Raw genomic sequence first — 15684 nt, forward strand, 5'->3', positions numbered from 1 at the left:
ACCTTTTTGCTCAGAATTTCAAAATAATTACACCTGCAATCATCATCGCCAGCCCTATAAATTGAGGCATCTTCATCTTCTGCTTCACGACACCGAACCAACCGTTAATATCAATAATAAAGGTTAGACACAACTGAGCAATCAATAGCGCCGAAATCGTTAACGTTACCCCAATCTGCTGTATAGCGGTAACTTCGGTAAAAATAATAATCGCAGCAAATGCACCACCTGCTAAATAAAGAGGTTTGACCTTTTTATAATCGCCAAGCTTTCCATCACGTACAAATAACCAGATCAAGGCAGCGATAATAAAGCCTGTTAACTGCGTAATCGTAGCGGCTTGCCATGTTCCAATATCTTGACTGATACGTGTATTCGCTACCCCTTGTAACGTAATACAAGCTCCGCCTAATAAAGCAAATAAAATTCCTTTCATCGTTGCTAATTCTCCTTATGATTTAGACATTTCTTTGTACTCTTATTAAAAACGATCTTTCCCTTAGAGATAAAGGACATATGTCCCAAACCTCATCATAAAAAATCCCCTTTACGATCAAAGGGGATAAAATAGGACTATTAACGTTTGCCACCACGACGAGCATTATCTGACGGACGACCAGAAGAACGACCACCACTACTAGGCTTGCCTGTAGAAGGACGGTTGTTGCGTCCACCGTTACTGCTACTATTTTTGCCATACGTGCGTTCTGTACGACCGCTACCTGTACCTTCGCTACGACGTCCACCAGCGTTACTGTTACTTCCAGCTCCACCGTATTCGCGTGTACGATCTGAATCGCCTGAGGAAATCGTACGACCTTTAGAAGCATCTCTGCGGAAAGAAGGAGCATCGTCTGTGCGACGTGTTGATCTTGGAGCAGAACCACTACCTGAACGTGCTTGATCTTTACGACCATAACTACGTTCCGGGCGTTCACTACGAGCACTTGACTCTTTTGCTTCTGGACGAGCAGTCGTACGTACAGAAGGTGTAGATTCTCTGCGTTCTCCACGTTTACCTGTGCCACCTTTACTTGCAAAACGATCACGTTCTGAAGTAGAAGAAGAACGACCACGACCGCCTGAGCGTCCACCTGAAGATTCTTCGCGATAAGCACCACGACGTGCATCTCCACGTTTACCATCTTTTTTGCGATCTTGATCACGAGATTTATGATTAGCACGTCTGCCTGCTTTGGCTTCTACATTAGACAACAATTCACCAGAATCATCCGACTCTATCGATGTGCGAGCAATTTGACGCTCTAATTTCTGTGAAGTGCCTTGTTCGATTGCTTGTAATTCGTCACGATCATGCGGAGTCACAAATGTGATCGCTTTTCCTGTTTCACCTGCACGACCGGTACGTCCGATACGGTGAATATAATATTCAGCATCTTGTGGGATATCATAGTTGAATACATGTGTTATTCCTTCTACATCAATACCACGAGCCGCTACATCAGTCGCAACCAGTAATTGCAATTTCGCTTCACGGAACGCACGCATGACTTGCTCACGTTTGTTTTGAGACAAATCGCCATGAAGTTCATCCGAAGAATAACCCAATTCTTTAAGCTGTTGATTCAGTTCAGCCGCCCGTTTTTTGGTACGACAGAAGATCACCGCTAGATATGGTTTTTCTTTTTCCAAATATTCACGTAATGCAGGTAGCTTACCACGAGGAGTACACTCTACCACTAATTGACGGATCAATTTCAACGGTACACTTTCAGCAGGACCGACACGAATATCTTTTGGTGTACGCATATATTGCGCAGATAGACGACGAATACCGTCAGGAATTGTTGCTGAAAATAACATCGTTTGACGTGCTGGAGAAGTAGCATTGATCATTTTTTCAACATCAGGCAAAAATCCCATGTGTAGCATTTGATCGGCTTCATCCAGTACCAGTGTACGAATCTTCGTTAGATCCAGTGTACCTCTACCCATATGGTCAATCAGACGACCCGGTGTACCCACAACAAGGTGACATCCACCTTCAAGCTTGCGTAATTGACGTTCTACATCTTGTCCACCATAAGCAGCAAGAATACGTACACCTTCATAAGCAGCGGCTAATTTGTTTGCTTCCGTTGCAATCTGTAGAGCCAACTCACGTGTTGGTGCTATGATTAGCGCTTGAGGTGCTCCAACGGCGTTCAAGTTTAACTTTTCAAAAATTGGTAGTAAAAACGCTAACGTTTTACCTGTACCTGTTTTGGCTTGAACGATTGCGTCTCCGCCTTTAAGTAATCCCGGAATCGACATCTGCTGTACTTCGGTAGGCTGTGTGATTCCACTGGAAGCCATAAGCTCTACGACATTCGGCGAGATGCCGAACTCATTAAAATTTTTCAACTCTATTCACCCATTCTTGTGATCTTTATTCAGCAGCATTTCAAAAAATGCTCTCGTAAAAAGAAGCACCGGTAGATACCGATGCTTACATCTATAACGTCATTTAAAAGTCCGTAGTATGCCATTTTGGATAAACTGCTCTAGCGTCAATATACCGCTTATTTCTAGTTACGTCAATGTCCTGAAGACAATGCAGTTGTTCCTAATTTTTCAAGCAGGAGACGACTTTCTTCATTTAAGCCACGAATATGCACTTCTTTATTCACAGCTTTATACTTTTCTTTGACTTTGGTAATCCCAATAACAGCCGAGTGATCCCAAATATGTGAACGGGTAAAGTCGATCACAATCTGTTCTGGATCATCATTTGGCACAAATTGATCTACAAAATAACTCATCGTCCCAAAAAACATCGGTCCACTCACTTCATAGACTTTCACCTGTGCTGGTTGTGCTGTGCCCTGTTCTATAGAAGAAGTTGTATTCTGTTCTACTTTGTTCAATAGATTAGGGTTAGAGATGATATTGCCTGATTCCATCGTTGCAGTGATATGAATACGAGACATTTTCCAACCAAATAGCAATGCACTCATGACTACACCTACGCCGACACCGATAGAAAGGTTATCTGTAGCCACGACAATAGCAACTACCGTCACCATAATAATCGCTTCTGACAAAGGAATCTTATGAATCGTCACTAATGAGCGCCAGCTAAAGGTACCAATAGATACCATAACCATAACACCAACCAGAGCGCCCATCGGTACTTCACGTACAATATTACCGAGTACTAACAATAAGAATAATAAAAATACCCCTGCGGTTAATGTAGACAATCGTCCACGTCCACCGGATTTGATATTAATTACTGATTGTCCGATCATCGCACAACCTGCCATACCGCCAAAAAATCCGTTAACGATATTAGCAATTCCTTGTCCGCGAGCTTCTCGATTTTTATCGCTTTTGCTATCTGTCATTTCATCTAATATCGTTGCAGTCAAAAGCGATTCCAGTAGACCGACAAAAGCAAGCGAAATCGAATATGGTAAAATAATCAGCAACATATCCAAAGATACATCGATCATTGGTAAATGAAAAACAGGCGGTTGATTCGATAATTGCCCCATATCGCCTACGGTCCGTACATCCAAATGAAGTAAATACGTTAATAACGACATCACAATAATCGCCACCAGTGGTGCAGGTACTGCTTTCGTAAAGCGTGGCAAAATATAGACAATTGCCAGCGTTCCTATCACCATCGCATACATAATCCAGTTCGCCCCAACAAACTGTGGCAATTGCGCCATAAAAATAACAATCGCCAGTGCATTAACAAATCCAGTCATGACTGATTGGGGGATAAAGGTAATAAATCGCCCGATCTTAAACCAGCCGAGTAATACCTGAAAAATACCTGCTAAGATCGTGGCTGCGAATAAATATTCAACACCATGATCGCGTACAAGATCAACTACCAGTACTGCCATTGCGCCTGTAGCCGCCGAGATCATCCCGCTGCGTCCACCTGCAATAGAGATAACGATTGCGATACAGATTGAAGCATATAATCCAACCATTGGATCAACACCAGCAATAATCGAGAATCCGATCGCTTCGGGAATAAGAGCCAAGGCTACAGTAATACCGGCAAGAAGGTCTCCCCGAACATTACCAAACCATTGTTGTTGTAGATTCATGATCATCCTCTTTCCTTGTGTGGAACATAACGAATCTGCCCGGACGTTAAAAACTTTCCGAACGAATATCGCAGACAGTATTCATTATGATATTAAATTCAAAATAAGTAGATTGCTTTCCTCTCGCGGGAAAACAGGAGCCGTAGGTACAGATAGATTTTTATTATACAAAATTTTCTCTATAAAACCTACATCTTTTTTTGCTGAATTTAAAATATATTGATAGAGGTTCATCTATAGCTAGATTGATTAATGGGTCACCGAAGATTGGAAATCACTTCGACTTCCTTTATTCGCATGATAAAATAATACGTCTCCATCTTTTAACTGAAACTCAAATCCCCATGGATCTACAACTTGTTTTTGAAATCCTTCCAGTTGCCATTGATTCATCAGTGGAGCATTGATATATTGCAAATGTGGCTTCTCCAAATCATTATTCTGAATCGTTTCTATATTAAAGTTAACAACAATATAGCCATCTTTCAGAAAAACGGATGAATGCTCGTCTAATCCTTTTGCGCTACTATAAGCTGGATTATGTTGAATATTGTTATCTATAGAAGGGTCTGCTGTTGTATGCTTTCGATTTGTATTCGTTGAGCCTGTAAATTGTTCTAAAGCTGTACCTTGTTTGACGACTAGAACATCCGCAGGCAGGCTATATTCCCCGTACCATTTCTGCACCGCTGCTAATGAACGCATCGTGTCATTTCCTTCTGGCAAATTAGTCTGTGGACCGATCAAAGTACGTAATGGCTGAGTCAACAATAGTTGAGTAAATGTGCCTACATTGACTTTGCGCGTACGACTAACCTTTTGGAACATCTGAATAGCTTCTTCGGCATTGTTGGGTGATATTATGTTATTTTCTACTGGTGAAGCGGATGAAGATATCGTAGAAAATCCATTGAAAGAAGAAGCTTCATTAGGATTGTCCATTTTTTGCGCTATAGATTGTAATTGTTCTGCTGTAATTTCCCAGGAGATGCCCGTCAGATTTTGCCAGAGCGAAGTGGCTGCACGTTCTAGAATGACTTTCCAGATAGCAGCATCGGGTGCATTTGCAGAGATAGCTTTAGATTCATTTGCCCCACTAGTATTGCTCTGCATCGGCTTATTCTGTTGGGAAAAATGAGTTTGTTGTAGCAACAGATCATACATATACAGTGCTGTGTTTTTTAATTCATCGTCAGGTACATTTCGCAAAGGATCGTTCAAAATAGTATAGCGCTGTACTTTATCTTGCGGTGAACCGATCTTTATTAGATTCTCAGTAGCTGTCGAATAATACAAATCAACTGGAAAAGGGGTTCCACCTTCACGCGGAACATAACTAAAGGTCGGTGTAATACGTATACTGTCTTGTGCTCCAAACATATTGCCTTTAGTTTTGAGATCGAATTTGAAATGATAACCTGTTTTCACTGCTAGATTACGATAAAAAGGATGGCTACCCTGACGAACAGGAAGTACATAAGGCGTATTATTTCCACGGGGTGCGCCATCTATTCCATTGGCTCCTACCCAATACGAAGCTTGATCAGGTACATCGATATTTTCCCACGGACGGAACACAATCTGCCAGTTATAATCGGCAATATCTGTAATATGAAAATCATACACTCTTCCAATCACATCTACAGGTACACTTTCAACAGCTACATGATTGTCCAAAGTCACATTCGCATTATGTTGTACTGTAAAAGAAGTTGGTGCATTTTCAGCAATCGTACGAAATAGAATCTGGTATTTCCCTTCATCTACCCATACCGGCAAAAAGAAAAAGGTATCAAGTTGTTTCACTGGCACATCAACCCATGTATTTTTCGGAATAAATGTTGTCTGCTCCTTGTTATACACATCGAAAGGAAATTGTACTTGCTTGGTACGGACATACTTCGCATAATCTCGATGACCATAACCAGGATAAGTAATATGCTGTCCTGTGGTCGGAATCCGTACAGAAAAAGGACGATCTAAGATCAAAGCTGAACTGTATAGATCAGGTGTTGTTTTCTGATTATGCTTCTGGTCGTCCGAGACAAGAGAGTAATTTACAACAGGTGTATGTACGGTTACGGTATTGATGCCTGTAATCGGAAAATTCTGATCCCCACTACCTTGCACATGTTGCTCTAACATCTTGTAATAGATTGTTCCTGTTGCTATTGTATTGGCTTTGTTAATAAGCTTAGGGCTAATAAGCTGAGACCCTACATATAACACTTTTTCGCTAGAATCTTTGAATGAGCGAATTTGACGGGGTACTGGGATTTCTTTGGGCGTAGGAGCTGTTTTTAGAATCCATTCTCCATTCATGACTTCCGTATCTTTTCCTTCAAAAGAAAACTGAATAGCATCATTTCTCACTTCTGCATCATCTGTGTTACCTTCTGCAATATTTTTTAATTTCGATTCATCATTCGGTATTCTTGGACGACCTTGTTTACCACCATCTAATGTTGGTGGAGAATATTTCACCGGAATATCATCATCGGGCTTAACATGGTCTTCTACTTTATCACTGTGCTCTAGTTCTACATTAGGTAGAGTATAACCAGTCGTAGGTATAGATACTTTTCCACCGGGTAGAGCATAGTTAGACATTGTAGCTTGATCTAGACCGAGTACTTCAAGTACTTTGATCTTCCAGTAATCATAGTCTCTTGTATATGAAAAATTGTAAGTCTTCGTATCTGTATCTGATTTAGAAACCCAACGTTCATTATCTCCACTTCCACGCTTTTCTTTCCACTTGAGCTTATAAACTACTTTGACTTTGCATTTGTATTCCACTTGTCCATCCATGTTATCAAAGGTATGCTGGAACAAATAATTGTATCCCCATGCATTGGCATATAAATGCTCAGAAGTCGGTATTGCCCGTGTCGCATCAAAGTGCCGATCATTAGTATTGTCATCTGCTAGGATATGACCTTGTGCTTGTGGATCTAATAGTGATTTATTTGTTGTCGTTTTCACAGAAGGTGGCAAGATTGTATATTCGCAAAGACTGTCTTCTTTGGGAGGCTCAGTTGGAACGGTACACTCATCTGCATCAGGATCAAGCTCACATGGATCTGAGATTACATCATAATACTGATAAGCAATATACTTCTCAAAAGAGCCAGAGTATTTAAACTTGGGCGGATCTCCTGTTATTATCCCCCCTGCAGGATCTTCGCCAGTCGTACTCTTTTTATATCCAACATATTTGTATTCTGGATTCTCTGGATGGGTAAAAACATACTCTGTACCTGGCTTCATCTCTTCGATACGAGGAGGAAAAATATCGTTAAGAGATTTACCATCTTTGGTTTTGTAGTATACGTTTAGATTTGCATTTAAATCAATTTTAAAGAGAACAGGAATATAAATACGATAACCTTCCGTATCAGGACCGCATTGGTTCGTACAACTATAAGTAATATTTTCGGCTTTAGGTGCGTTAAGTTTAATATTCACATCAACAGGTATTATTGCAGTATCTGTTCCTATTCCATTTTTAGTATAATTAAGTGCTTTGTCAGGTGTTTCATCTGAAATCGCTCTGCTATAATTCGGCCAGAGAGTTGATCCTTCAGGAGGTTTCTCAGTTCTAGATGCTTCAAAATAAATTGCATTTTGGGAATTATATTTATATAGACTCACTTCTATGCTTTTTATTGTGCGATTAGGAAAGGTAAACCGATAATCTTGTTCAGCTAATCCGTCATCACCTCTATACGGAGCCTTATCATGAACCCAAGTTGACCCCTTCCACATATCGTAATACATCATACCCACAAAGTATCGGTAGTTAGCTTCAGTAGTGTTTTCAGATGTATCTTTATAAAAATTTAAAGGAGTTACAGCATCTGCTGCCATAGCTTTTTTGGAGCCTAAATCTACTGAAAATATGATATTAAACGTAATGAGGATTAGAAGGCAGTATGCAAAGTAACGTCTATTTTTTGTAGATATTTCATTCCAAATCATTTTATCTTCTCCACGGATTATCCATTAGTACTAATGAGACATCTTCTTCTTTAGCAGAACCATCAAATCCAATATATTTGATATCTTGAATAGATAATTGTTTTTTATCTTTAATATTTTCAGCTACTTCATCACCCTTAGCATAAACCCCATAATAATTATAAATAGTTCCATCACTATTTTTTTGCGTCAACTCATTACGTTTATATCTGTACCGTACATCCCCTTTATTGGTTAGCAAATAAAGATTAGGAGATACGTTACCATAAGTTCTTACGCGAATGTATGTAAATCCACTATAGGCACTATTATCGTTAAAAGTATAAAGGTCTACACCATAGATATAACCTGCCATTAGAAGCGGAAAGTCATTCGATTTAATTTTGACAGCATATTTGTATGGTTTATTAAAAGTATTTGTCATCAGTTTTGGATTTGAGGAAAAGAATGGTTTGTATGGATCAATTGTAGTTTTTGGTAATCCAAGTTCTTCTATTGTTAAAGGTTTCTTACTCCCAATCCAAACCCATTTACTAATCTGATCCCAATTCACTGTCTGTCCTAATCCTTCACTAACAAGACGTAACGGTACAAACGTGCGACTTTGTTTCAAAATGATCTTGCTATCATACGTCTTACTTTCACCATCTACTACTGCTGTAGCTGATCCGACTGTCATAGAGACAGTATGCTTATCAGTTTTTAAAGTAACAATCTGTTTCCCACCAGCTTTACTCCATCCCACTTTAGCGCCCAATTTTTCAGATACAAATCGAATAGGCACCATCACCGCATTGCTATCATCTTGAAAAGGTTTGGCATCAGGAAATGCCATTTTGCGTGCATCTAACAACACTTCGATTTGTGGTTTATTGGTCGCTGCATCCACTTGAGGTACAGTTACGCCTACTCCTGTAAATAATATCGTTGCCGCAAGTACAGTCATCATTTTCTTTTTCATTTTCTTTCCCCCTGAATAAAATATAGGCACTATAGACTAATATGTATCTTAAGAACTACAAAATTCATTATAAAAGATAATTCACTTTCTTCCAAGACCTAATCTTTATAGCTGAATTTGGAAAATAAAACACCTTCATATACAGCTACATATAAAATATACAAACAAAAAACGGACTACTCCCTTGAAAAAGGAATAGCCCGTATGCTTTACGAACAAATAGGTATTAAGTTATATCTGTATAAGTATATCGACTCAGAAAGAATACCATATCATTTGAAATCTGTAAATCTCCAAATATAACGTTTTTTCTAAAATCGACCTGATTTGAAAATAGCATAAAATAGCCAAATCACCATCAATGTAGCGATCACAAAACCAATCTCGACTACAGGGAATCCCCATAGAATCGGTGTCTGATCTCGTAATGATGAACCGACAATAAGACCGACCATAATAATACTAAAAGCCAGCAATACTATACTAAAAGCCAATCGGTTACTGATCTGATCCATTTTTTGCATCATATCTTTAACTTCAGGCACGCTGACTTCTATTCTCATTTTACCGGTGCGAATCATACGGGATAATTCGGATGCTTGCCTCGGTAGATCAGTTAGCATTTCAACAGCATGTAATGCTCCATCTGTAATGCGTTGGCGAACTTTATTAGGCGCATATTTATCTCGTAACAACTTGCGTCCAAAAGGCTCTGCCATACTCAAAATACTCAGCGATGGATCTAAACGTTCAATTACACCTTCAAGTGTGATCAATGATTTGCCCAACAACGTCAAGTCCGGCGGTATCCCGATCCGGTAACGACGCACCACATCAAACATTTCATTCAATGCACTGCCTAGATTAATACGGGAAAAAGGAACATCATAATACTGCTCTCGCATACGCTCAAAATCGCTACGTAGTGCAGACATATTCACATCTTCCGGTACAAAACCTAATCTCATGACCGCACGGATCATACTATCTGTGTTTTTACGTAACAACGCTATAATAAGTGCTGTCAGATGACTTTTCATTTCACTACTCAGTCGCCCCATCAGTCCAAAATCAAGAAAAGCAATACGTCCATCACGCAAAGCCAGTAGATTACCTGGATGCGGATCGGCATGGAAAAAACCATCGATAAAAATCTGCTGCAACATCGAATCAACCAGATGTTGCGCCACACTTCCCAAGTCTAGTCCTTGCTCTATAATCTCTTCTCGTTTCCCTAAAGCAATCCCGTCGATATACTCCATCGTCAACACGCGAGCAGACGTATAATTCCAGTACGTTACAGGGATATGGATATTCCGATCACGTTCAAATTGACTTGCAATCCGCTCCATATTACGTCCTTCGACACTGTAATCTAATTCTTCGCGCATCGACTTGGCAAATTCTTCAACGATTTCTTCCAGCTGATATTGAGAAGCCCATTCCATATGCTTTTTGATCAACCCTGTTAGATCACGCAAAATTTCCAGATCACGATTAACGATACGTGATACGCCAGGACGTTGCACTTTGATCGCTACTTTTTCTCCAGAATGTAAAGTGCCCAGATGTACCTGTCCGATCGATGCTGCTGCTACAGGCACATCTTCAAACGACTCGAACACTTCTTCAATCGGCAAACCTAGTTCTAATTCTATAATTTTGCGTGCTTCAGTTGCAGGAAATGGAGGGACTTGTTCTTGTAACTTCGTTAATTCTTTAATAATATTTTCAGGCAAAAGATCAGAACGTGTACTAGCAAGCTGACCTAACTTTACAAAAGTAGGGCCTAATTCTTCGAGTACCAGACGGATACGTTCTCCTAGCGTGCGAATACCGTGTACTTCACGACGTGCCAGTCGAAGCGGAATCGCTAGCATCTGGTGTAATCCGAGTTCCTCGACCATATAACCAAAGCCATGACGCATGAGCGCCATGGCTATTTCTCTATACCTTCCGGCATGCCGGATATGAAGAGCCATCTTATTCCGGTTGTTGCGGTGATTCCAGTTCGGCAAGACGCTTCTCGAGAACCGTGATCCGCTCATTCAATTGTTCTGTGGTTTCTTTGGTTGGCACTTCCAGTTCAGTTAGCACTTTCTGAACTTGTCCACGAATCCATGTTTTCACTTGGTTCTGTTCTTCTTCGCCACGATCCATAAGTTTGTTTACCAATGCACGCGATTCAGAAGGAGCCAATTCTCCACGTTTTACCAAATCTTCTACCGTTTTTTCTACTTTTTCTTTGCTGACAATCGTAAGTCCAAGACCTAGCGAAACTGCTCGTTTAAATAAATCGCTCATTTTCATTCCTCCTGTTGTATACTTCCATTCATCTACACTAAGTATTCTTTACCTAACAGAAGCCCTGCACATTGCCATAGTCCGGTCACTTCTTCATGACCGACTCATGGCAACATGCCCATGTCTTTGTCGATCTGTTATTAGTATAACGTCTAAAAGCAGATATGCCTAATTTCTGTATATCCAATATGATTGATATGGCTAGATAGGATGCTCTACAGATCTGTAAGAATATCTTCTAATTTTCAGCATCCAGACCAGCGCCCCACAACATGCTTTGCACTACAATTTTGCGATATTCAGGATAGTCAAAAGAAGCCGCATGATGACCTGGCATCAAATACACGATTCGACCTAATCCATACTCAGAACACCATGCCGCCGGCCAAGTAGTTCCATCTAGATTATACTCCATCAGTATTGTACGTTCTGCCGCTGATAGCAATGAAAATTCATATGGCTCTTCATCCATCGAAAATGAAGAAATACCTTTCATAATCGGATGACTTGGAGAAGATACACACATATTTAATTGCTGATAATCAGTATGCCCACGGTAGACAGCTCCCATTAATAACTTCATTTCATGTCGCTGTTCTTGCATCGATACGCCTGCATGAATGATTAGTAACCCGCCACCATTCACAACATATGAGATAATGCCTGCGGTATGTTCAACACTGAACTTTTTGTCAAACGTATCTGTATACGAAATACACAGATCATATGCTTCCAAACGTTCAGCAGTGAACATATCGTAGTCATCAGTTACATGTAATTCCCAGCCTTCAGGCATCAGCTTACGAATCTCTTTTTCAATTGGTTCTAGAGGATGATATGGTGCTTCCTGATGATAATCTCCAATTAAAATAGCTTGCTTGATGTAAGTTTTGCGATCAGGTTGTACTTTCATAAGACAAGTAATCTCCTTTACATAGAGTGTTGACAGAAATTCCGCTTCCTATGTATTATTACCCTTTTCCTGCAAAAATCCGACAAACAAATATATTTAATTACATTCGATAGGTATTTAAGTATGAGAAAAGAGAAACGATAAATAGACGCAGAGGTTCATGTATTTGATATTAACGCGGACTATCATACAACGAAATGTCACTAAGAGCGAATGCATCCGACTTGGGATCATAGCCCACTTTCTTTTTCGTATCATCCAAAGAAAGACGCTTAAACCGATTATCTGATATTCCATGAAGAATAGTAAAAGGCTCAAGATCGGTAGCAATGATCGACTTATAAAATAGATCACACATATCTGCTGGACTGAGATATGCGCTCATATCACGTGCTTCAAGTGTCGGCCCTTCTGCCTTAAAATCATCATACGCGCCAATACGAATCGCTATACTCTGTAGTCCTTCGGTATATGCAAAATACGAAGCTAACGATTCTCCAAAGCACTTGCTTACACCATACAAATTACGTGGTCTTGTCGGCATATCAGGATAAATTTGAGCATCGATTGGATACCCTTCTATCGTCTGTGCACTGCTTGCTAAAATCACTCGCTGTACACCTTGATCTTGAGCAGCTCGGAAAATATTAAACGTTCCTTTGATATTATTATCTAACAACGATTCGTAAAATCCTGCATCTGGCAAAGGATCTCCTGCTAGATGAATTACGATGTCGATGCCTTCACAGGCTTGCTGACAAGCTTCAGGGTCAGTGATATTGAGGTTCATAATCTCATGCTTGGTCTGCTGATAACCCTGTAATCGATCGGTATGCATATCTGCAAGCCGTAGTTGGAACTTATCTTGTAAATATGCGGTCAGTTCGCTTCCAATTTTGCCAGCGGCTCCAGTGATAAGGATATTCATAGGTCAGCTCCGATCTTGTATCTATTTGTAGGATAGATGATAGCTATCTATTTTTTTATGGATGATCTTCAATCTTTAAATTCTTCTGGACCTGCATCCATTTTGAATGTGCCGTCTTCGTACAACCAGGGGCTTGCTTCTACACCTCTACCTGAATACTGTTCGACATGACTGATACGAGTAGCATTTACATCGGTAAAATCAATATGAGCAATCGCTACCCAATATGCATAATTATTTTTTTCATGAAGTGGAGAAGTAATCACTTGTCCTTGATGGTTGTCGACCACTGCACGTACTTTCATTGATTTAAAGCTACCTGTTCCATTGCTTACCGCGCTATATGCGGCAAATAGTACATATTTCAAAGCATCTGGTCGATGAATTTGAATCGTTTCTTTACCATGTGTTAACGCATCTCCATCCAGCGTAATATAAGGTGTTTCATGAATAGAGCCTAAATTGCGATAATAGACTTTACCTACTTGATTGGCTTGCGTAACATAAAAGCAGTATAGATCTAAATCTTTTTTCGTTTCCCATTCAAGTGTAGCTGTAATTGTCGGAGATTTTTGGATATTGATACTTTCTTTCTTTTTCAGTTCAATCTTCATTAATGATACCGGAGCAACAGTTACAGGCGGAGTTGGTGGAGTTACTTCTACAGCAGGAGCCGGTGGAGCAACGTCATCGTCTACAGATAGCCCAAAATTCTGTACTAATGCAGATAATCCGCCGTTAAATCCGCTACTAATCGCATTAAATTTCCATTCTTCATTATGTAAATATATTTCGCCTACCACAATCGCTGTCTCGCTACTTAACCCTTCACCAAAAGAGAACGTAATCAGTTCTTCATTGGTCAACGGATCATAAATACGACAATTCACTTGCTGTACGTCTTGAAATGAATGATTATGATTGCCTTCTTCATGAATCGTTAATGTGATTGCAATCTTCGAAATATCAGATGGAATCTTACTCGGAGTGATCTGAATGATTTCCCGATCTTGAGGGCTTTGATCAGAATGAGTAACCGCTTGTTGTCGACTACTTTGCTGATTATAAAAGATCATATCTTCGTCTTGCGTACAAATTCCAGCATTATTGAGTAAAAAAGCAGAAGCATTAATATCCAAATTCGCTGTAGCCGTTTCCCAGTTCAATCCGATCGCAATCTGCGATAACGCACGACCTTTGGTAATATCAACTTTTTGTCCTTTAGTGATTTGCATGCTGTTTCCTCCTAGTTGTAGAAATGATTGGTATATCATTATTTAAACCATAAGTAGACTAAAGACCTCAAAATAGCTATATAGAGCATAGCACAATGAGGTCTTACAAATCATTTAAAAAGACTGTTCGTTACAACTATTCTAAATACTCTGACGGTAGATAGACAATCTCTGAAGATGCTTCAATTACCAATTGTTGTTGGTCTGCTTGATACTGTACACCATGTTCTTTGACATAATACCAGTGTTTGATCTGAGGAGCATCTTCAGGTAATTCAAAGCGAAATAGATTAAGTTCATTTTGCAAAGTAAGAATATGTTGTACGATCTCTTCAGGTGCACCGACCAAAGTCATTCGGAATCCACCTGCGGGTAAATCGATTAATTCATAGGTGAATGAATGTTTATTGTTATTTAATAATTCAAGGCCTGTCACTGCATGCTTAACCATGACGGTTTCTTTCATCAGCACTATTCCTCCTAAGGCAAGTCGATCAGCAAGAAAAAGACCGGTTCTTCTGCTGTCATCTGCAAATGAGTTTCTTGTTCGATTCGTACAGCATCACGCTTGGATAGCAGATGCTCTTGGTTCATAGTCAGACTGCCTTGAATTACAAATACATACGTACGGCGATCTGGATGCTGAACAAATTTGATCTCTTGCCCTTTTTCGAGGCGACTGAGATAGAGAGTCATATCTTGATGAATCGTCGCTTGATTCTCGCCACCCTGACGACTCACAATCGGCAACAATTGACCATTTAAAGAAGCAGGATTATACGATGAACTCATATAAGAAGGCTTCAACCCGCGCGCTTCCGGTTCAAACCATAACTGCAATAGATTACAATGGGTCTCGTCAGAAGCATTATGCTCTGTATGCACAACCCCTGTACCCGCAGACATCCGCTGTACACCGCCAAAAGAACTGACCGCTACATTTCCCAGATTGTCTTCATGACGTAGTTGACCTTCCAGTATGATCGAAACAATTTCCATATCGCTATGGGGATGGGCACCGAATCCACGTGAAGGAGCAATCACATCATCATTAAAGACACGAAGAGGTCCAAAGCTCACATTATTCGGATCTTGATATTCACTAAATGAAAAGCTATGACTGCCTTGTAGCCAACCTCGATCAAAGCTAAACCGCTCTGCTGATGGATATACTGTAAACATATTTATTCCTCCCTGAGTAGTCGATCTGCTGTACTTTGATAATGTATTTACTGAATTATTGTAACAAACTTACTAATATAATGTAAAATATAAAATAATAAAAACCGTTG

At 39.9% G+C, this 15684-nt stretch carries 12 protein-coding genes; all 12 read right to left on the reverse strand.

What is annotated here, in order from left to right; translation table 11 throughout:
* Nucleotides 1-10 precede the first annotated feature (10 nt).
* Nucleotides 11-436: a DMT family transporter gene (locus PQ456_RS20335; RefSeq protein ID WP_273613837.1), complete on the reverse strand. Its 426-nt coding sequence runs from the start codon at nucleotides 434-436 to the stop codon at nucleotides 11-13.
* 140 nt (nucleotides 437-576) lie between these two features.
* The gene (locus PQ456_RS20340; protein WP_273613838.1) at nucleotides 577-2364 is read right to left on the reverse strand and encodes a DEAD/DEAH box helicase; all 1788 of its coding nucleotides are present in this window, start codon (nucleotides 2362-2364) and stop codon (nucleotides 577-579) included.
* Nucleotides 2365-2537: 173 nt separating this feature from the next.
* Nucleotides 2538-4070 carry a SulP family inorganic anion transporter gene (locus PQ456_RS20345; RefSeq protein ID WP_273613839.1) on the reverse strand — a complete coding sequence of 511 codons (1533 nt, stop codon included), beginning with the start codon at nucleotides 4068-4070 and terminating at the stop codon, nucleotides 2538-2540.
* Nucleotides 4071-4319: 249 nt separating this feature from the next.
* On the reverse strand, nucleotides 4320-8051 hold the full coding sequence (locus tag PQ456_RS20350; protein WP_273613840.1) for a DUF5704 domain-containing protein: 3732 nt from the start codon (nucleotides 8049-8051) through the stop codon (nucleotides 4320-4322).
* A 1-nt stretch (nucleotide 8052) separates the two neighbouring features.
* Nucleotides 8053-9012 carry a copper amine oxidase N-terminal domain-containing protein gene (locus tag PQ456_RS20355; RefSeq protein WP_273613841.1) on the reverse strand — a complete coding sequence of 320 codons (960 nt, stop codon included), beginning with the start codon at nucleotides 9010-9012 and terminating at the stop codon, nucleotides 8053-8055.
* A gap of 311 nt (nucleotides 9013-9323) precedes the next feature.
* Complete coding sequence (locus PQ456_RS20360; protein WP_273616369.1) at nucleotides 9324-10994, reverse strand: ABC1 kinase family protein; 1671 nt, start codon at nucleotides 10992-10994, stop codon at nucleotides 9324-9326.
* 1 nt (nucleotide 10995) lies between these two features.
* Nucleotides 10996-11316: a phasin family protein gene (locus tag PQ456_RS20365; RefSeq protein WP_273613842.1), complete on the reverse strand. Its 321-nt coding sequence runs from the start codon at nucleotides 11314-11316 to the stop codon at nucleotides 10996-10998.
* A gap of 238 nt (nucleotides 11317-11554) precedes the next feature.
* A complete protein-coding gene (locus PQ456_RS20370) occupies nucleotides 11555-12229 on the reverse strand; it encodes a ThuA domain-containing protein (RefSeq protein ID WP_273613843.1) in 675 nt (224 codons plus the stop codon).
* Between the two features lie 172 nt (nucleotides 12230-12401).
* Nucleotides 12402-13157, reverse strand: a complete 756-nt coding sequence (locus PQ456_RS20375) for an NAD-dependent epimerase/dehydratase family protein (RefSeq protein ID WP_273613844.1) — start codon at nucleotides 13155-13157, stop codon at nucleotides 12402-12404.
* Nucleotides 13158-13225: 68 nt separating this feature from the next.
* Nucleotides 13226-14392: a TerD family protein gene (locus tag PQ456_RS20380; RefSeq protein ID WP_273613845.1), complete on the reverse strand. Its 1167-nt coding sequence runs from the start codon at nucleotides 14390-14392 to the stop codon at nucleotides 13226-13228.
* 136 nt (nucleotides 14393-14528) lie between these two features.
* Nucleotides 14529-14858 carry a hypothetical protein gene (locus PQ456_RS20385; protein WP_273613846.1) on the reverse strand — a complete coding sequence of 110 codons (330 nt, stop codon included), beginning with the start codon at nucleotides 14856-14858 and terminating at the stop codon, nucleotides 14529-14531.
* A gap of 14 nt (nucleotides 14859-14872) precedes the next feature.
* Nucleotides 14873-15574 (reverse strand): pirin family protein, encoded by a 702-nt coding sequence (locus tag PQ456_RS20390; RefSeq protein ID WP_273613847.1) that lies wholly within the window; start codon nucleotides 15572-15574, stop codon nucleotides 14873-14875.
* Nucleotides 15575-15684 lie beyond the last annotated feature (110 nt).

Origin of the sequence: Paenibacillus kyungheensis, assembly GCF_028606985.1 — a bacterium.
GTDB classification, from domain to species: Bacteria; Bacillota; Bacilli; order Paenibacillales; family Paenibacillaceae; genus Saccharibacillus; species Saccharibacillus kyungheensis.